We start from the raw sequence: 17511 nt of genomic DNA on the forward strand, positions 1-17511 counted from the left end.
GACGAAAGGCAGCAACGCGAAAGGCTCGCGAAATGCGGGCCTTTCTTTGCGCGCCAGCCTATCCTCGCAAGATCATCCCCGCCGTCTGCTGACCGCTCGCCAGCGCCGCCTCGACCGTGCCCATATCGGCTCCGCGATAGAGCGCCTCGCCGGAGAACAGCACCGGACCATCGGCGCGTGCGAGGATCGTCTGCGCCTCGCGCGTTCGCGGCGTTGCCCAGGAATAGGCGCCGCGGGCGTAGGGATCGTGCGCCCAGTTTGTCGCAACGGCCGCGACGAGCTCGCGCGCGAGGTCCTCACGCGACAGGCCGAAGACGGTCGCAAGCGAATCGAGCCCGGCATCGATCAGCCCTTGCGGGTCGAGGCGCGACAGCGCTGCCGTGCGCGGGCCGCCGAACCATCCGGTCAGCACGAGATGCCGGTTCGGATATTGCGTCCACCATACGGGAATGGCCTGGTCGGACAAAAGGAAGCTCATGTCCGCGAGCTCTTCCTTGCGCTCGCGCCACCATGGCCGCCTGAAGCGCAGCAGGATTTTTATCACGTTGCCGAAGCCGATGTCGTCGGCCGCCGCCGCCTTCGCGCGCGCGTGGCTCGGCAGCCTGATCTCGCGCAGCAACGGCAGCGGAACAGTGAGGATCACGCGATCGCAGCCATGCACGTCGCCGCCGACACAGCGAACGGCGGTCGCACCGCCCTCCTCCTCGACCGCCGATACCACGCAGCCGAAGCGAAAACTCACGCCAAGCTTGCGGCACTCGACTGCCAGGAAGTCGATCATCCCACCATAGCCGCCCTTGACCCGCGCCTGCGGTGAGTGCCCGCCAGCCATCCATTCCTCGCGCAGCGCCAGCGTGGAGGCGCGCTCGGGATCGGCCGCATCGTAGCCCTCGACCATTCGCTCGATCGCATGGCGCAGCCGCGCGTGCTCATCCCCGGCAAAATGCCGGCGCAGGAAATCGGCGACCGTGAGGTCGTCGTTCAATTCCCGAACCACGGCGTGCAGCTCAGCCTCATGCGGATCGTGGCGATCCTCGCGCACGATGTCAGCGCCGTCGAAGCCCCATCGCTCGCCCTCGATCTCCTGAAGGGACAGCCCGGCCTCACGCAGCAACGCGCGCGTGACCGGCGCCTCGCCGTGCACGAATTCGGCGCCGCCGTCGGCGCGGTAGGCGAACTCCGAAGCAGGCAGCGGATGGATGCGGCCGCCGCAGCGCTCGCGCGCCTCCAGGATCGTCACGGTCCTGCCCGCGCGCGCCAGCTCGCGCGCCGCCATCAGGCCGGCCGCGCCGGCACCGACGATGACGATATGCTCTGATGTTGCCGACATCTCGGTGCTGCTACTTGCCCACGGCCTGCGGATCGTTCTGGATCAGATAGCGCAGCAGCAGGACGCCGCCGCCGAGATCCCGCGTGCTCTCCAGCCTCATCGCGCTCAGCGGTGCACGCCGGTCGCCGTCGGAGTCCGTGGAATCGAACACGAAGGGCGCGCCCTTGGCTCCGTCGATCGCGGGACTGAGGATCAGGTTGAACTCGTCGATCAGGCCGGCACGCAGGAACGCGCCGTTGGCGACGCCCCCGCCCTCCACCAGCAGGCGCTTCACGCCGAGTTCGCGATTGAGAATGTCCAGCGTCAGCGCGAGGTCGATCTCGGACTTGCCGGCAAAGATATAGGACACGCCCTCGCCGCGGAGCCCCGCGAGATGCGAATCGGGGACACTCTCGGTCAGCACGACGACGATCGGATCGCCGCCGATATCGGAGCGGCCCCAGCCGATCTTGCCTTTCGCATCCAGGACGACGCCATAGGTTTTCGCATCACGTCGCGCGAACCAGTTTTCGCGCGGAAATTTCGCGTCCGCCGTCGTGGGATAGGGCTCGCCCTTGGCGAACTCCGAGCCGGTGACGCGGCCGATCGCCCAGGCATCACCGCCGAGCTCGTCGTGGATCTTCTCGAACCAGTCCGTCCCTGCCCCCTTCGGGCGCCAGCGGCTCGGATGGGTGCGGCCGTCCAGACTCGAATGCATCAGACAGATGACGTAAGGCTTCATGCGTATCTCCGGGCCGCGCTCAGGCGGCCGGCTCATTGCCCTTCTCATTCCCCGTGGCGCGATCGTTCACGATCACCGCGAGGGGATTGAGCTTTGGCGGCGCGACGAGTTTCAGCGTGTTGGTGTCGCGATGGTTGAACGGCGCGCCGCGCACGAACAACTCGGTCTGGATCAGATAGGTCCAACTGCCGTCGTCGTTGAAGGTGATGTCGCAGCGGTAAGCGTCGGTGCGGAACGCTTGTTCCAGAAAATCAGTCGAGCAGATCCCGTAAGCGGTATCCCCACGCTTGGCGGTGACGGAGATCGCTTTGTCGTCCGGCCCGGCCTTGCCCGACGCCAGCAGCACCTGCCCGCGCGGGATCGCCAGCGTCTGCATGATCAACCCGGTCGCGGGCTCCCACAACCAGTAGCCGACCTGGTCGTGGAAGGTGATGTCTTCCTCGGGCGTGTTGATGTGGATGTGATAGCGCAGCCCGTAGAGCAGCTGCGGCCCGTTGGCCTGCGGATCGATCGGGTCCATCCGGATGCGCTCGATGAACGTCCGCCGCTCCGGCCCCTGCGCCTTCGGATTGATGTCGATACCCTTGTCGGCCTGCCAGCTGCCTGCGAGACGGCGGAGCGGGCCGAGATTGGCAAGGCCGTCGGGCGAGACATCCTCGGGCTCGGTGAAGATATCGGCTGGAAGGGGGAGCATGGGTGTCCTCGCGTCATTGCGGAGGCAGCAATAGCACGAGAGCGCGGGCGTGGCTCGTTCTCAAGCCTCACAATCGCGAATGGACATAGGCGCCACGCGCAGACGATCCATGAGCGAGCCACCTGATAACAGGCTACACTGACCGGCTGGAATGATATGTGTCGTCAATTACGGGCTGATTGTCGACGCGCTTGCGACTTGCCTCGTGCAATCGGAGGAGAGGCCATCCGCGCTGCTACTTCAATGCAAGGCTGCTGCAATATGCCGAGGTTTCGCCGGACCGCCAACCGGTGACGCGTCCCGCTTCCTTGCACTCGTCGTAGGTCTTGTAGTTGCCGACGTTGCGGCACGTGAACGAATAGACGCCACCCGAAACGTTGCAACCGACCCAGGGCTTGTCGCCCGCCTTGAAGCTCGATTGACAACCGCCGACGCAGCTGCCCGTGGCGGCGGCGAGCTTGGCAAGCTTCGTGGCGTCCGAGGTCGGCGCCAGTGACGCCGTCGAAGCGGCTGACGTGCGCGATCCGGTCCCGCGAGCTGTCGCGTGATGCGCTGGCCGGTGTGGCCGCGCCACATGCTTCGGCGCATCAACCATGACGCCGGGAAGCTGGGTGTCGGCGGCGGTCGTGGTCGGCGTCGGTTGCGACATCGCGGTGCCGCCGAGGGCGCACAGGAGCAGTGCAACCGATGAGATGGCGACAGCGGGACGCGTAACGAAGCATGATGACAACGTCATGGCCATGTCCTTCCAGATGGGGACGGTCAATCCCGTCCCGAGGGCCAGGATATCACGCCCTGATCCAGGTTGCATTGGAGAGGAACCATGCAACTTGACACGGCCTGCCGACGCCGCATCGCGGGGGCAAGACGGCGGCGCGGTCGGCGGACCTGCGCGCGGACGGCCCCGGAACCTGTCGCAATGATCATTCCGCGGTGATCCAGGACCTGTCCCCGTTCGTTTCCAGACCCACAGGTCGCTTGTCGAGGCGCTATGATCGCTGCTATCCGAGCTTTAGATGCGCCAATCCGGGCGAAGGCCGGTTTTCCCCGGAGGATTGAAGCGCGGCTGTCGACTGGCACGAGCAAAGGGCCGAACACGAAGGTGGACTGGGCTGATCTGATCGGACGCGTCGCCTCGACCGGAGACCGGGAGGCCTTCAAGCGCCTGTTCGGGCACTTCGCGCCACGCATAAAGGGACTGATGCTGAAGGCCGGATGCAGTTCAGACGAGGCGGAGGAGATTGCTCAAAATACCCTGATCGCCGTCTGGCGGAAGGCAGGCCAGTTCGATCCTGCGACGGCCGGGGCCGCGGCATGGATATTCACCATCGCGCGCAATTTGCGAATCGATTTGTTCCGCAGCAGGGCGCGGGCAGACCGCCTGCGGGGCACCTCTGAGCTTCCCGAGACGCCGGATCCCGCCGAACCCGCGGATGCCGTCATGTCTCGCGTGCAGGATGCCGCGCGGATCAATTCGGCGGTCAAGCAGCTCTCGATGGAGCAATCCATGGTGGTGAGGTTGTCGTTCATCGAGGAGAAGCCGCACCCGGAAATCGCAAGCCTGCTCGGCATTCCGCTTGGAACGGTGAAGTCGCGGATCAGGCTGGCGATGAACCGCCTGAGAGACATATTGGACGAAGAAGCATGACGATCAGCCATCATCCACCGGAAGATCTTTTGGCCGACTTTGCGGCCGGCAGGTTGGAGGAAGCCCATCAATTGGTGGTGGGGGTGCACGTTGCGGGTTGCGCACGGTGCGGCCGGTTCGTGCAGGCCATCGAGCAACTTGGCGGCCTGGCGCTTGAAGATGTCGAGCCGGTGCCGATCGCATCGGATGCGTTCGAGCAGGTGATGTCGCGCATTCACAACGCTCCTGAAAGACGAGCGACGCCGACTGCCGAGGTCGCTGGCGGCAGCGAGCAGGATGTTCCGGCGGCGCTGCGAAACTACCGCATCGGGAAGCGCAGGCGCATCGCTCCAGGTCTGAGCATGCGACCGATCGAGTTGTCAGGATCGGGGACGGCGCGGGCATTTCTGCTTCGCTCCGCGCCGGGGAGCCGCATGCTCGAACACACGCACACCGGAACTGAACTGACCCTCGTGCTCGAGGGCAGCTTCAGCCACGAGGGCGGCCGGTTCGGTCCGGGTGATTTCGACTATGGCGACGACGAGATCGATCATCGGCCTGTGGTGGGCAACGAGGGCCCATGTGTTTGCCTCGTCGCAATGACGGGCGACCTGCGCATGAACGGCCTGCTTGGCAGGCTGATCGGGCCATTCGTGCGGCTTTGATCCGCTCGCCTCCTTCTTCCGCCGGGTGATCCGAACGCGAGCCCGGAGCGTTTCGAAGGAAACGCAAGGGAGACAGGTCATGGCCGGCTTAAGCCTGACAGCACAGGCGCAGAGCGAAACATTGCCCGAACTGCTGGCATGCGTTTCGGCGGGCGACACACGGGCCTTCGCAGCGCTGCACGTGCTGACGCGGAGCAGGCTGCGCAGGACTGCGCTCGCCGTGGGAACTCCGCCCCACGACATCGAGGACATTCTTCAGGAAGCCTATCTGAAGATCTGGCGCAACGCGGGTCGGTTCGACAGCGGCCGCGCTTCGGCGATGACCTGGATGTCCGCGATCGCCCGGAATACCGCCATCGACCATCTGCGGGTCAGAAGACTGCCGACTCACGAGCTCGACGAGGCGCTTCTGGTTCCGACAATTGCTGATCAGCCGTCGATCGACGATTTCGACTACGCCCGCGCCGAACCGATCGCACGCAGCGTGCTGGCTCGTTTGCCGGAAGACCGCCGCAGGCTGGTTGCGCTGGCCTATCTCGAGGGTGAGAGCCGCGCCAGCTTGTCGCGGCGCTTCGGTGTGCCGGTCGGCACCATCAAGACCTGGCTGCACCGAACCCTTCTGGCGGTACGCAAGGACTGCCTTGCCGCATCGGCTGCAGCCTGAAGCAGGCGAGGACCCCGCGCGTGGCCGCAGAGATCATCGAATTCCCCAACCCTGGACACCAGGACCCGCTCGTAACCTCCGTTGCGAGGCTCGAGCAGATAGTGAGAGAGGTCGACCGTCTGGCAGCCGAGCAGCCCCCGGACGGGCTCGATCAACTGCTCGTTGTCATGGCGCGCTTCGGTGATCGACTGGTCGATCTTGCGCAGCTCGTGCTTGACGACGATGCCAGGCTGAGTGTCCAGATCGCGTTCACGTCGCTCTCCGACAAGATCGCGGCGACCAGAGACGCGTTTGACGAGTGCGACGGAGGGAAGGATCTCTGAATTCGGCGCCACCCTGGCCCGTTCGACGCCATGGAGTCAGCTCTGCGGCCGATCCTAATTGAGACGGAGCAACGAGATGTTCAGCAAGGTCGCAAAACCCACCCAGCCGGCATAGGGAATGAAAAGCGTCGCTGCCAGTCGATCGTTCGCCCATTGACGCCAGACAAAGGCGAGGATCGCGACGAACAGCGCAACAATGACGCCTAGCGCCACGTCCATGCGATGAAGCGAAAAGAAGATGGGAGACCATGCAAAATTCAGGATCATCTGCAGGCTCCATAATCTCATCGTCCTTCCGCGCGGCTCCGCCTCGAAGGTTCGGAATCCCGCCACGGCGATCATGAGGAACAGGATCGTCCAGACCGGTGCGAACACCGCATCCGGCGGATTGAAAGATGGCTTGTCGAGGGCCGCGTACCAGGCTCCCGGACGGTTCAGGACCCCGATCAGGATCCCCGCAGCAGGAACCAGAAACAGGAAAGCAGCGCATCGGTACCATCTGCCGCGCTTCCGCTCGCCATCGTGCCGCAGCGCCCCGTCGTGCGTCCCGTCCATGATCAATGCGCCATCCTTTGAGCGACGAGAAATCCGGTCCAGGCGCTGACACCGGCGAGGAAGGATCCCCAGCCCACGTCCGCAAGAGTGAGCGCCGTCGACCAATTCCTCAGCGTGGCCTGGTTGGTTAGATCGTAGGTCGCATAGGTGAAGCAGCCCAGCATCACGCCGGACGTGAAGGCACGCAGAGCGCCGCCATCCTGCTGAGCCGGCAGCACCGCGAACCAGATCAGGCCGACGGGATACGCCAGATAAAACACTGCTGCGGCGGCGAGGTCGGGCTTCGAGCGCAACATGTCGCCCAGCACCGGCCGGTAAAGTCTCTCAACCATGGTCTTGAGCCAGATCATGTCGAGCGCAACGAAGGTCGCAGCCACCGACAGATATGTGAAAAGCAGGCTCATGTCCGGTCTCCCCTCCGGTGGTGTCGCAACCGGTTCGATAAAGGCAACGCCTGTAAACGACGTGAGCCCTTGGCTGGATCACGCTGCGCCCTCATTCCGCCTTGCCGCGCAACCCCGTCACGCCCTTGAACCAGATCGCGCGGCGCCGGACGTCCGATCATTCCGGCGCCTGCTTGGGCGGCCGTGGAAAGAACGCGCTGGTGCGTGCCTGATAGTCCCGATACCGGCGGCCGCGGGATCGAAGCATCTGGACCTCGAGCGGGGGTATTCCTGTCACGTGCACGAGTATCCAGTACATCATCGCTGGCGCGATCAGGCTCGCCCAGCCCCATGCGTAGCCCGGCGACAGCGCGATGACCGGATAAGCGAGCCATCCGAGCCATTCGAAGAAATAATTCGGATGACGCGACCAGCGCCAAAGCCCGACATCACAGACCAGGCCCGCGTTGGCCTTATGGCGCTTGAAGCCCCGCAATTGCTCGTCGGCGATCGCTTCGCCTGCAACAGCCGCAAGCATGATGGCGGCTCCGGCATAGTCCTGAACGCCCAGAGCGGCCCGCGGAGCGTGGGCAGCCAGGAAGACCGCGAACGGCAGCGGCACCGAGGCGAAGGCCTGCGACTGCAGGAACGCAAACATGCGACGCGGCGCCTGCGAGCCCCATTCCTGCGCATACCTGGCATATCGCGGATCGTCGATACCCGCCGCGGCGCGGCGGGCGATATGCGTCCCGAGCCTCGCCGACCAAAGCAGCACCAGCCCGCCCACGAGCAGCTGGCGCACTGGCAGCGCCTCGGCGAACGGCAAAAGGGCCGCAACCGCCCCGACGAGGCCGACCGAGAAGGTCCAGATCGTATCGACCCACCCGGAATTGCCCGTTCGCTGCTGAACGATCCAGGCCAGCCCCATCAACAGCGACAGGGCAAGCGCGATGCCGGCGATGATCAGTATTTGCAGGAAATCCATGCCCTCACCATAAGCAAACTTGGATCCTTACGTCCGCCTTATGCCCCGGTTTCACGGGTGATCCACGCTGTCCGCTGGAACGTTTCCTCAAGCGCGTGTGGACGGGTCAGCGATTAAAGCTGTCCTGAGCCGGCGACGGACGACATTGGCCCGAAACCGGATGTTCCGGCCGTCGCTGGTGGTATTTGGGGGCGACAAGGCATGCGTTTAGCCGTGATCGGGACGGGAATTGCCGGCAATGCCGCCGCATGGCTCCTGTCCGAACGTCATGCCGTGACCGTCTACGAGCGCGAATTGCGACCGGGTGGACACAGTCATACAGTGCGCGTTGACTACGATGGCGAAGAGATCGACGTCGACATCGGCTTCATCGTGTTCAACGAGCCGAACTACCCGGAATTGACGTCTCTGTTCGCGCACCTGGGTGTGAAGACCGAGGAGACATGCATGAGCTTCGCGATGTCGGCCGACCATGGCCGGTTCGAATGGCGGGGTGGTGGCGAGACCTTCCTTCAGGTCGCCTCCGGCCTGTTTGCCCAGCCGCGCAACCTCTTGTCCCCCTCGTATTTTCGCATGCTGGCCGAGGTCCGACGCTTCAACAAGGAAAGCGTCTCCGACTTGCGGGCTGGCCGGCTCCAGAACCTCACACTCGGCGAATATCTGCGCAAGGGAGCGTTCAGCCCGCGGCTGTTCAGCGATTATCTGGGACCGATGGGGGCCGCCATCTGGTCGTCGCCCTCGGCCGAGATCCTCGCCTTTCCCGCGGAAAACTTCATCGCCTTTTTCGACAATCACCGGCTGTTGCATCTGGATCGGCCGCTCTGGCGGACCGTCCAGGGCGGCAGCCGGCGCTATGTCGAGAAGCTCACGGCCGGGTTCAAGGCCAGCATCCGGTTCGGCTGCGCGGCCACATCGATCCGTCGAACCGAGCACGGTGTGACGATCGGCGACAGTCACGGCCATCAGGAATCCTACGACGCTGTCGTGATGGCCTGTCACAGCGATCAGGCCCTGGCGATGCTGTCGGATGCCGACCCACGCGAGAGATCCATTCTCGGCGCGATCCGGTACGCGCCAAACACGGCCTATCTGCACCGCGACCCCAACCTCATGCCGAAACGCCGCAACGCATGGGCATCCTGGAACTTCTTGCGCTGGCGACGCGAAACGCCTGCCCAGAACGACGTTGCCGTGACCTACTGGATGAACCGGTTGCAGGGCATCGACGACAGCAAGCCGCTGTTCGTCAGCCTCAATCCCCCGTGCGAGCCGGCGCCTCATCTCACCTTCGGCAAGTTTACATTCGCGCATCCGCAATATGACGCAAGCGCGTTTGCTGCGCAGAGGAATCTGCCCGAAATCCAGGGACGTCGCCGTACCTGGTTTTGCGGCGCGTGGACCGGCTACGGATTCCATGAGGATGGTTTGCGCTCCGGCATCGCCGTTGCAGAGGCACTTGGCAGTGAGGTGCCGTGGCGGCAGTCCGGCGCGTTGCTGGCGCAGGCTGCTGAGTAGAGCATGTTGCAACCGGGCGCTCCAGAACGAACGGCGACGTCATCTGCAGCCGCGCTCTATCTGGGCAGGGTGACGCACGCGCGCATGCGGCCCGTGCACCACAGGTTCGCTTACCGGGTCATGAACCTGCTCATCGACCTCGACCGGCTTGATGAAGCGGATCGCCAGTCTCGCCTGTTCGGCGTCAATCGCGCGTCAGTCTTCAGCTTTCACGAATCCGATCACGGCAAGCGCAACGGCGCATCCTTGAGCAACCATGTGCGACGCCTGGCCGAACAACGCGATATCGATCTGTCGGGCGGGCGCATCCTCCTTTTGTGCTATCCGCGGCTCTTCGGCTTCGTGTTCAATCCGCTTTCGATCTACTTCTGCTATGACCGCTGCGGCAATCTTGCGCTGCTGATCTACGAAGTCCGCAACACTTTTGGCGAAATCCATTCCTACGTCCTTCCGGTCGAGGACGCTGCTGCCGGCGGTGCCATACGACAATGCCAGGCGAAGGAGTTCTACGTCTCGCCATTCATGGAGATGCGAACGAAGTATCGCTTCAGCATTGCCCCGCCGGACCAGCACGTGAAGGTCAGAATCGTGCAGACCGACGAGCACGGCGCTATATTTACGGCCGCATTCTCCGGGCGACGTCGCCCGCTGACCAGCCGCTCGCTGTTGGCGACGCTCGTCACTCTGCCACTTCTCACCTTCAAGGTCGTCGCGGCCATTCATTGGGAAGCGATCCGGCTTTGGCTGAAAAATGTTCCTTACGTTCCCCGTCCGAACCAACGCCGAATGTGAAGCCATGGACCTCGCAGCCACTCACCAGACTGCTCGTTTCGATGACGTTCCCTTGCTCGCGCGGCTCGCGCTGCGGCTTGCCTCGCGGCTCAAGCTCGGCACCGTGGATGTTCGCCTTCCCGACGGCAGAACGGTGGTGTTGCGGGGAACGCATCCGGGTCCGTCGGCGACCATCGAGCTCAACAGTTACGCCTTCGCGCGAAGTCTGGTCCTGGGCGGCGATATCGGCATGGCCGAGGCTTACGTTCGAGGCGATTGGAGCACGCCGGATCTCTCCCAGCTGCTTTACGTGTTCTGTCTCAACCAAGACCTGGTCGATAGCGCCTTCGCCGGCAATGCACTGGTCCGGCTTTGCCGGCGCGCGCTGCATCGGTTGCGCCGAAACACGCGACTGGGATCGCGGCTGAATATCCACGCCCACTATGATCTCGGCAACGCGTTCTTTGCGGCCTGGCTCGATCCGAGCATGACCTACTCGTCGGCATTGTTCTCGCCCGATGCGACCGACCTGCTCGCCGCTCAACGGCACAAATACGAACAGCTGGCGAAAGCGATCGAGCTGCGGCCCGGGCATACCCTGCTCGAGATCGGCTGCGGCTGGGGCGGCTTTGCCGAATATGCCGCCAAAACTTGCGGCGCCAAGGTATTGGCGCTCACCATCAGCAAGGAGCAGCACGCATTCGCCAGCCGGCGAATCCACGAAGCCGGGCTCGGCGAAAAAGTCGAGGTCCGGTTGCAGGATTATCGCGATCAGGACGGGCAGTTCGACCGTATCGCCTCGATCGAGATGATCGAGGCCGTCGGCGAGCCGTTCTGGCCGACATACTTCAATCAACTGCATCAACGGCTCAAGCCGGGCGGTCTTGCCGGCATCCAGGCGATCACCGTCCGGGACGAGCTCTTTGACAGCTACCGGCGGCGCGTGGACTTCATCCAGCGATACATTTTTCCGGGCGGGATGCTGCCTTCGCCGAATGTCCTGCGCTCACTCGGCGAACGCGTGCAGATGCCTTTGATCCGCGAGCGGGTCTTTGGACAGGACTATGCCAAGACGCTCGCGGTCTGGCGAACGAGCTTCGGCCATGCCTGGACGGACCTGACCTCGCTCGGATTCGACGAGCCGTTCCGGCGGCTGTGGGAATATTATTTGTGCTACTGCGAGGCAGGTTTCAGGGCCGAAAAGATCGACGTCCGGCAGCTGGTATTCGCGCGCCGAAGCTGACGATTAGGAACATGAGCCGATCGTCCGATTTGCTCTGCCACGGATACGAAGACGCGGCAGGCAAAGGAGATCGAAGATGCATCGCTCCAGATTGGCAACCACTCTGGCCCTGATAGGCCTCTTTGCTTTGGGACCGGCACAAGCGCAACGGCAGGCCGGCCAGGACTCGGGGGGAGACTCGGCGGGAGGCAAGGACCAGCAGTTCCTCAACTACGCCGCCGAAGACAACCAAGCGGAAATTCAAGTCTGCCTGCTGGCGGAAAAGCGGGCAGTTAACCCGGCTTTGAAGGCCTTTGCACGGCTCATGGTGAACGATCACGTGCAAATCGAGAGCCGTCTAGCGGCGCTCGGCAATGAGTTGCACGTATCCCTGTCCGACGGGATCGGGAAGGAAGGCCAAGAAACTCGGTCGAAGATGGCGCAGCTGACCGGCGACGCTTTCGAAAGCGCCTTCATGCAGACCCAGATCAAGGATCACTCCGAAGACATCGAAAAATTCTCGAACGAGATGCACTCGAGCGAGAATACAAGAATCAAACAGTTCGCCACGGAGACTGTCCCGATCCTGCAGCAGCATCTGGCCCTCGCACGCGCGGTCCAGGCGCAACTCGGCAGCAAGACGGTCGGAAAATCGGATAACTAGCTAGGTGCGGCTGAATGATTTGGAGATCAGGCTCTCACAAGAGCCGTGGTGCCCAGGGAGGGTATCATACGCAACCACCGACGGGACGAATTGCTGCTTGTCCTCAATATGGTGGCGTGAGTGCCTGGCAGCGGTGGCCTAGATTCGCTTCATCGCCAATCCGCCACCGCGTTAGTCCCGCGCTTGATCGGAATCAGAGGCTTGCTCTTTCATAAGCCGATACAAATGCCCGCGACTGATGCCGAGCAGCCCTGCTGCTTGGCGCTTGTTACCGCCGGATCTCTCCAACGCGGCTCGAATTTCCGCCGCGGTTTGAGACCGGATGCGTTCCTTCAACAATCCGGACACCTTCTCCGCTTCCGGCGTTGGCAAAGCATGTGCGGTGAGCACCGACAATTGACCGGTCACGATGAAGCGAGTGAGCACGTTTTCCAGCTCCCGCACATTTCCAGGCCACCCATGTGCACCCAGCGACGCTAACTGTTTTCGCGATAGGTCCCTGGTCTCGCTGCCCAACCGCTCTCCAATCCGGGTGAGCAATTGTCGGGCGAGAAATTCGATATCGTCCCGCTCACGGAGCGATGGCACGTTGATCGGCAACACGCTCAGGCGGTAATAGAGATCCTGCCGAAAGCGGCCGGCCTGGGCCAGTTCCGGAAGTGATTGATTGGTTGCGCAAACAATTCGGACATTGACCCCAACCGGAGTTGTGCCGCCTACCCGCACCATCTCATTCGTCTGAAGCACCCGCAGCAAACTGCCCTGCAGATGCAGCGGCATATCTCCGATTTCGTCCAAGAACAGGGTGCCCCCGGAGGCTAGCTCGAATTTTCCCGGCTTTCCCCGGCTTCGGGCGCCCGTGAACGCGCCCCCTTCATAGCCAAACAATTCAGCTTCAATCAGTTCGCCCGGGATTGAAGCACAATTAATCCAGACAAAGGGGCCCTCGGATCGGCTCGAATTCGTGTGAATCGCGTGGGCGGCCAGTTCCTTGCCGGAACCGGTCTCTCCCGAGATCAACACGGGAAGGTCGTGGCCGGCGACGATCTCGAGCGAGTGCCGGTACGCGTCCATGAGCCCGCCTTGGCCAACGATGTCGCGCATGCTGAAGCGGGAGCGCCATTGCTTGTTCGCCTGCGGCAGTGCCAGTTCGGCTTGCGCGACCCGGCGAAACGTCCTCTTCAAAGCACCGAGATTCGAGAACAGGGCCAGACCGACCGCGCCAATAATGCGGCCATCCTGAAGCACTGGGACCTGTCGCGTAATGAGTTGGTGTCCACGCACTTTCAGGGGATAACCGATATGGCTGCCTTCGCCGCGCGCCACGAGATGGAGCTTGGTTTGTGGACCAACGACATCGGTAATATGTCGCCCGATGAAGTCCTCCGCCTGGCCTTCTAGCAATCTGCAATACGGCTGGTTGATCAATACGATTGTGCCTGACGTATCAACCGCGACCAAGCAGTCCGAGACATGATCGAGGACAAGCTTCAGGAAGCTCGCTTCCTCGGACGAGCCGGCGATCCACTGGGACAGAACCATTTTACGGAAACCTCAGATCAGCAAGCGTTACACTTGCGCGACATACTGTCTCATAAACGCGACACTAGCGTCACGTTCGGAAAGCGTCAAACCGGAAGGGCCGCTCCCCGCCACACGCGTTTTGGCAACGAGAACAATTCATTAGGTGCCCCCGTGCAGCGGGGCGCCGACATGGCACGGCGCTTGCGATCTTACTGTGATGGAATCGACCTCGGGAGGGAGCGAAATGACGACCATAAGAACCATCGCAGTCGGCGATACCGTCGTGCAGGTGTCCGGAGCCGGAATGCCGATGGTGTTCGTGCACGGCTTTACGACAACAGCGGAATTCTGGCGTGAGCAGGTCGAGCCGTTCTCGACCGGTTACCAGATGATTCGCATCAACCTGCCCGGTCACGGTCGCTCACCACGCCCTGTAGATCGAAAATATACGATCGCCGCCTTCGTCGAGGACGTGCTCGGAGTGTACCGCGCATTGTCCATCGAGTCGGCCATTCTCGTCGGCCTTTCGATGGGCGGAACTGTGGCCCAGAGCCTCACGCTCGCCCACCCGAAGTACGTGCGGGCGTTGGTGCTGGTGGGAGCCACGCCTCATGGATTGGGCGCAGACGTCAATGTCGACAACGTGCGCAAAGCCATTGAGGAACTGGGTGCGGCGACGGCGAGCCAAAAGGTGATCGAACGATCCTTCGGCTCCGCCGCGAGCGCCGAGCTCATCGACTTTGCCAGGAACGAGGTCACGCAGACTCCGGCCTTTGTCGCGCGCCAGGCGATTGCCTCGCTCAACGCCTCGGATAGCCGCGCAAAGCTTGGAGAGATCTGCGTGCCAACGCTGGTCCTCGTCGGCGAGGAGGACGTCATCACCCCACCGAGAGAATCGCAAACCTTGGCGGACGGCATTCCGAATAGTCGCCTTCACATCATACCATCGGCGGGCCATTTCCCGATGCTTGAGCAACCGGATACTTTCAATCGCTTGCTGAACGAATTTCTGGCGCAGCAGGACGTGCCGCCACGCCCGACCGAAGACGCGTCGTCTTACACACACCAAGCCGTTTGATGCTGGAGGATCGAATGTCCATTCAAGCTATCGAATCAGAAACCATCCTCGCGTCCAACGGCCTCGATCGCGATACCAAGCGCATTGTCTTCGCGGCCGCCCTGGGCACCGTTTTCGAGTGGTACGATTTTTTTGTCTACGGCTCGTTGGCAGCGTTTTTCAGCACGCTGTTTTTTCCGAAAGGAAATGACACCGCGGCATTGCTCGCAGCATTGGCGACCTTCGGCGCGGGGTTCGTTCTTCGCCCGCTCGGCGCCATCGTGTTCGGACGCCTCGGCGATCTCGTAGGCCGCAAAAAGACATTCCTCGTAACCATGCTGGTGATGGGCCTCGCTACCGCGGCGGTCGGCCTGCTGCCCTCATTCGAGACTTTCGGCTGGTGGGCGCCGACCATCTTGGTCGGATTGCGCCTGCTGCAAGGGCTCGCCGTTGGCGGCGAATTCGGGGGTGCGGTGACCTACGTTGCCGAGCACTCCGATCCGGACAAGCGAGGCTTCACGACAAGCTGGATCCAGATCACGGCGACGCTTGGGCTGTTTCTCTCGCTGGCGGTGATCATTCTTTGCCGTTCTTCGATGTCGGCGGAGAGCTTCTCGAGCTGGGGCTGGCGAATTCCATTCATCGGATCGATCGCGCTTCTGATCCTCTCTTTGTACATCCGGCTGAAGCTGCACGAGTCGCCGGTGTTCCAGCAGATGAAGGCCGAGGGCAAAGGCTCGAAAAATCCTATCGCTGACACATTTGGTGACAGGCGTAATCTGCGTTTGGTGCTCGTGGCCATCTTTGGAGTCGTAGCGGGGCAGGCGGTGATTTGGTACACGGGGCATTTCTACAGCCTTTATTTCATGACCACCGCACTGAAGATGAGCCAGGATCAGGCCAATTTCTACCTTCTGGTCGCGCTCATTCTCGGCACACCGTTCTTCCTGTTCTTCGGCTGGCTCTCCGACAAGGTGGGGCGCAAGTGGATCGTCGTCACGGGATGCGCGCTATCAGCCCTGCTGATCATGCCGTTATTCCAGAGTCTGGCGACTTACGGCAACCCTGCGCTTGCAGAATTCCGCGCCAAGACTTCTGTGGTCGTGCACGGCAACGACTGCAGCGAGGATCAGTCCTGGATTGGCCAGCTATTCCGCCCGCAAGCGACGAAGGAATGTACGCGCGTGAAGGCATTCCTGACTGCGAATGCCGTTCCATACGTCGTGAAGGCCGATACTGCTTCCCTTAGCGTCCAGATCAACGACGATCCGGCGACCGCCTTCGATGGAGCCAAGCTTCTAAAGGAGCTGACCGAACGAGGCCTCCCATCGGCGAAGGCGCCGGCTCAACCCAACGGTCCGATGGTGATCGCCATCTTGTTCGCTTTGGTCTTCCTGGCGACCATGGTTTACGGGCCGCTGGGCGCTCTTCTGGTCGAGCTCTTTCCTGTCCATATCCGCTACAGCGGCGTGTCCGTCGCACTGCAGCTCGGTAACGGCTGGATCGGCGGTTTTGCTCCATTCGTCGCAACGACGGTCGTCATCGCGAGCGGCGACATCTTCGGCGGGCTTTGGTACACGATCGCGTTTGCCGGTTTGACCGCGATCATCGGAGCACTCTTTCTGCCGGAAACCCGTGGTCGCGATATCCGAGGGCAATAGCGCGATCGCATACCTGCGGCGCCGAGTTTCGCCGTCGCAGGTCTTCGTTGGGATGCGCCACTCGAGCGGCGCATTCCACTGCATCAGACATGCGACAGGCGTTGGAACAATCTGGCGGCAACAATGACAATATCACAAAAAATTCCGGTCACTATCCTCACGGGCTTCCTCGGATCCGGCAAGACGACGCTGCTGAATCAATTGCTCGAAAGCGACTTGATGGCCGAGTCAGCGGTCATCGTGAATGAGTTCGGAGCCATCAGCATCGACGCCGAGCTGGTCGTCGGCGTTGACGAGGAGATTCTGCAGATCAACAACGGCTGCATCTGCTGTACGGTCCGCTCGGATCTTGTTTCGACGATTACCAATCTTCTCTCAGGAACAAGGCCCATCCGCCGCATCCTCATCGAGACCACAGGGTTGGCCGATCCAGCCCCCATCATTCAAAGCTTTATTATCGACGAGGTGCTTTCTGAAGTCACGGCGCTCGATGCAGTCGTGACCGTGGTCGACGCCATCAATATAGACCGGTGGCTCGCCGATCAGGGCTCCGGCGAAAACGTCGCGGCCGAACAGATCGCCTTCGCCGACGTCCTGGTGATAAGCAAGCTGGATCTTGTCGACCAAGACGCACGCGCCAGATGCGAGGCGACTATTCGGACCATAAATCCCATGGCTCCGATGGTCCGAGCGATCGACAGCCGGATTGACGTCGCCTCAATCGTCGACGTCAAGGCCTTCGATCTGAAAAACTGCTTGTCGATTGAACCGCTGCTGCTCTCTGAGCTCGAGCACGAGCATGATCTCTCGGTGGTCAGCGTCGAAGTACGCGCAGAACGCGCCCTCGACGGGCCTCGATTCTTCCGGTGGCTCAATGTGTTCGTCCTGGAGAATGGTGAGACCCTTCTACGCTGCAAGGGTGTCCTGTCGCTGGCAGGCGAGGCCCGGCGTTGGGTTTTCCATGGAGTCCATATGACGCTCGAAGGTCGACCAGGCAGGGCCTGGGCCTCGAATGAGCACCGCGCCAGCGCGATCGTCTTCATCGGAAGAGGGCTCGACGCAACGCGAATTCGAAATGAAATTTCGGATCTGACCTCGTCGGATACCGGCCTGGTCACGTGATCAAAGCCAGAAGAGGGGCGCTGTAACA

19 protein-coding genes are annotated in these 17511 nt (G+C 62.2%); 11 read left to right on the forward strand and 8 right to left on the reverse strand.

Translation table 11 applies throughout. The features are described from left to right. Positions 1-58: 58 nt before the first annotated feature. From AC0L3S_RS08540 to AC0L3S_RS08555, 4 genes are all read right to left on the reverse strand, one after another. Complete coding sequence (locus tag AC0L3S_RS08540; protein WP_473278725.1) at positions 59-1330, reverse strand: flavin monoamine oxidase family protein; 1272 nt, start codon at positions 1328-1330, stop codon at positions 59-61. 10 nt (positions 1331-1340) lie between these two features. Beyond that, positions 1341-2051 (reverse strand): RibD family protein, encoded by a 711-nt coding sequence (locus AC0L3S_RS08545; protein ID WP_473278726.1) that lies wholly within the window; start codon positions 2049-2051, stop codon positions 1341-1343. Between the two features lie 19 nt (positions 2052-2070). Beyond that, positions 2071-2745, reverse strand: a complete 675-nt coding sequence (locus tag AC0L3S_RS08550) for an FABP family protein (protein WP_473264370.1) — start codon at positions 2743-2745, stop codon at positions 2071-2073. Between the two features lie 235 nt (positions 2746-2980). Next, complete coding sequence (locus tag AC0L3S_RS08555; protein WP_473264371.1) at positions 2981-3481, reverse strand: hypothetical protein; 501 nt, start codon at positions 3479-3481, stop codon at positions 2981-2983. 366 nt (positions 3482-3847) lie between these two features. On the opposite strand from AC0L3S_RS08555, the gene AC0L3S_RS08560 reads away from it, so the two are divergent. The 4 genes from AC0L3S_RS08560 (at position 3848) to AC0L3S_RS08575 (ending at position 6024) form a co-directional block, all read left to right on the forward strand. Continuing rightward, positions 3848-4393, forward strand: a complete 546-nt coding sequence (locus tag AC0L3S_RS08560) for a sigma-70 family RNA polymerase sigma factor (protein WP_473278878.1) — start codon at positions 3848-3850, stop codon at positions 4391-4393. Further along, positions 4390-5037 carry a ChrR family anti-sigma-E factor gene (locus AC0L3S_RS08565; protein ID WP_473278727.1) on the forward strand — a complete coding sequence of 216 codons (648 nt, stop codon included), beginning with the start codon at positions 4390-4392 and terminating at the stop codon, positions 5035-5037. The genes AC0L3S_RS08560 and AC0L3S_RS08565 overlap by 4 nt, the downstream gene beginning before the upstream one ends. Before the next feature lie 79 nt (positions 5038-5116). Continuing rightward, a complete protein-coding gene (locus tag AC0L3S_RS08570; protein WP_473278728.1) occupies positions 5117-5701 on the forward strand; it encodes an RNA polymerase sigma factor in 585 nt (194 codons plus the stop codon). A 20-nt stretch (positions 5702-5721) separates the two neighbouring features. Continuing rightward, entirely contained in the window at positions 5722-6024 is a 303-nt protein-coding gene (locus AC0L3S_RS08575) for a hypothetical protein (RefSeq protein ID WP_473278729.1), read from the forward strand. Between the two features lie 54 nt (positions 6025-6078). Here the strand turns inward: AC0L3S_RS08575 and AC0L3S_RS08580 are convergent, their stop codons facing one another. The 3 genes from AC0L3S_RS08580 to AC0L3S_RS08590 form a co-directional block, all read right to left on the reverse strand. After that, complete coding sequence (locus AC0L3S_RS08580; RefSeq protein WP_473278879.1) at positions 6079-6579, reverse strand: TspO/MBR family protein; 501 nt, start codon at positions 6577-6579, stop codon at positions 6079-6081. 2 nt (positions 6580-6581) lie between these two features. Beyond that, positions 6582-6983, reverse strand: a complete 402-nt coding sequence (locus tag AC0L3S_RS08585) for a DUF2177 family protein (protein ID WP_473278730.1) — start codon at positions 6981-6983, stop codon at positions 6582-6584. A gap of 157 nt (positions 6984-7140) precedes the next feature. Beyond that, entirely contained in the window at positions 7141-7947 is an 807-nt protein-coding gene (locus tag AC0L3S_RS08590) for a DUF1295 domain-containing protein (RefSeq protein ID WP_473278732.1), read from the reverse strand. A 201-nt stretch (positions 7948-8148) separates the two neighbouring features. On the opposite strand from AC0L3S_RS08590, the gene AC0L3S_RS08595 reads away from it, so the two are divergent. From AC0L3S_RS08595 to AC0L3S_RS08610, 4 genes are all read left to right on the forward strand, one after another. Then, the gene (locus AC0L3S_RS08595; RefSeq protein WP_473278733.1) at positions 8149-9462 is read left to right on the forward strand and encodes an NAD(P)/FAD-dependent oxidoreductase; all 1314 of its coding nucleotides are present in this window, start codon (positions 8149-8151) and stop codon (positions 9460-9462) included. A gap of 3 nt (positions 9463-9465) precedes the next feature. Then, complete coding sequence (locus AC0L3S_RS08600; protein ID WP_473278734.1) at positions 9466-10254, forward strand: DUF1365 domain-containing protein; 789 nt, start codon at positions 9466-9468, stop codon at positions 10252-10254. Positions 10255-10258: 4 nt separating this feature from the next. Beyond that, positions 10259-11476 carry a class I SAM-dependent methyltransferase gene (locus AC0L3S_RS08605; RefSeq protein ID WP_473278735.1) on the forward strand — a complete coding sequence of 406 codons (1218 nt, stop codon included), beginning with the start codon at positions 10259-10261 and terminating at the stop codon, positions 11474-11476. Between the two features lie 76 nt (positions 11477-11552). Next, positions 11553-12119: a DUF4142 domain-containing protein gene (locus tag AC0L3S_RS08610; protein ID WP_473278737.1), complete on the forward strand. Its 567-nt coding sequence runs from the start codon at positions 11553-11555 to the stop codon at positions 12117-12119. 171 nt (positions 12120-12290) lie between these two features. Here the strand turns inward: AC0L3S_RS08610 and AC0L3S_RS08615 are convergent, their stop codons facing one another. Next, complete coding sequence (locus tag AC0L3S_RS08615; RefSeq protein WP_473278738.1) at positions 12291-13661, reverse strand: sigma-54 interaction domain-containing protein; 1371 nt, start codon at positions 13659-13661, stop codon at positions 12291-12293. A 226-nt stretch (positions 13662-13887) separates the two neighbouring features. Between AC0L3S_RS08615 and AC0L3S_RS08620 the strand changes: the two genes are divergently transcribed. From AC0L3S_RS08620 to AC0L3S_RS08630, 3 genes are all read left to right on the forward strand, one after another. After that, positions 13888-14721 (forward strand): alpha/beta fold hydrolase, encoded by an 834-nt coding sequence (locus AC0L3S_RS08620; protein WP_473278739.1) that lies wholly within the window; start codon positions 13888-13890, stop codon positions 14719-14721. A 14-nt stretch (positions 14722-14735) separates the two neighbouring features. Beyond that, on the forward strand, positions 14736-16361 hold the full coding sequence (locus AC0L3S_RS08625; RefSeq protein ID WP_473278741.1) for an MFS transporter: 1626 nt from the start codon (positions 14736-14738) through the stop codon (positions 16359-16361). 123 nt (positions 16362-16484) lie between these two features. Continuing rightward, complete coding sequence (locus tag AC0L3S_RS08630; RefSeq protein ID WP_473278742.1) at positions 16485-17483, forward strand: CobW family GTP-binding protein; 999 nt, start codon at positions 16485-16487, stop codon at positions 17481-17483. Positions 17484-17511: the final 28 nt, after the last annotated feature.

Source organism: Bradyrhizobium sp. Ken01 (assembly GCF_055807355.1).

Coding starts and splice junctions, on each gene's coding strand:
- AC0L3S_RS08540 (WP_473278725.1), bottom strand. CDS start 1,330: ATGTCGGCAACATCAGAGCATATCGTCATCGTCGGTGCCGGCGCGGCC.
- AC0L3S_RS08545 (WP_473278726.1), bottom strand. CDS start 2,051: ATGAAGCCTTACGTCATCTGTCTGATGCATTCGAGTCTGGACGGCCGC.
- AC0L3S_RS08550 (WP_473264370.1), bottom strand. CDS start 2,745: ATGCTCCCCCTTCCAGCCGATATCTTCACCGAGCCCGAGGATGTCTCG.
- AC0L3S_RS08555 (WP_473264371.1), bottom strand. CDS start 3,481: ATGACGTTGTCATCATGCTTCGTTACGCGTCCCGCTGTCGCCATCTCA.
- AC0L3S_RS08565 (WP_473278727.1), top strand. CDS start 4,390: ATGACGATCAGCCATCATCCACCGGAAGATCTTTTGGCCGACTTTGCG.
- AC0L3S_RS08570 (WP_473278728.1), top strand. CDS start 5,117: ATGGCCGGCTTAAGCCTGACAGCACAGGCGCAGAGCGAAACATTGCCC.
- AC0L3S_RS08580 (WP_473278879.1), bottom strand. CDS start 6,579: ATGGACGGGACGCACGACGGGGCGCTGCGGCACGATGGCGAGCGGAAG.
- AC0L3S_RS08585 (WP_473278730.1), bottom strand. CDS start 6,983: ATGAGCCTGCTTTTCACATATCTGTCGGTGGCTGCGACCTTCGTTGCG.
- AC0L3S_RS08590 (WP_473278732.1), bottom strand. CDS start 7,947: ATGGATTTCCTGCAAATACTGATCATCGCCGGCATCGCGCTTGCCCTG.
- AC0L3S_RS08595 (WP_473278733.1), top strand. CDS start 8,149: ATGCGTTTAGCCGTGATCGGGACGGGAATTGCCGGCAATGCCGCCGCA.
- AC0L3S_RS08600 (WP_473278734.1), top strand. CDS start 9,466: ATGTTGCAACCGGGCGCTCCAGAACGAACGGCGACGTCATCTGCAGCC.
- AC0L3S_RS08605 (WP_473278735.1), top strand. CDS start 10,259: ATGGACCTCGCAGCCACTCACCAGACTGCTCGTTTCGATGACGTTCCC.
- AC0L3S_RS08610 (WP_473278737.1), top strand. CDS start 11,553: ATGCATCGCTCCAGATTGGCAACCACTCTGGCCCTGATAGGCCTCTTT.
- AC0L3S_RS08615 (WP_473278738.1), bottom strand. CDS start 13,661: ATGGTTCTGTCCCAGTGGATCGCCGGCTCGTCCGAGGAAGCGAGCTTC.
- AC0L3S_RS08620 (WP_473278739.1), top strand. CDS start 13,888: ATGACGACCATAAGAACCATCGCAGTCGGCGATACCGTCGTGCAGGTG.
- AC0L3S_RS08625 (WP_473278741.1), top strand. CDS start 14,736: ATGTCCATTCAAGCTATCGAATCAGAAACCATCCTCGCGTCCAACGGC.
- AC0L3S_RS08630 (WP_473278742.1), top strand. CDS start 16,485: ATGACAATATCACAAAAAATTCCGGTCACTATCCTCACGGGCTTCCTC.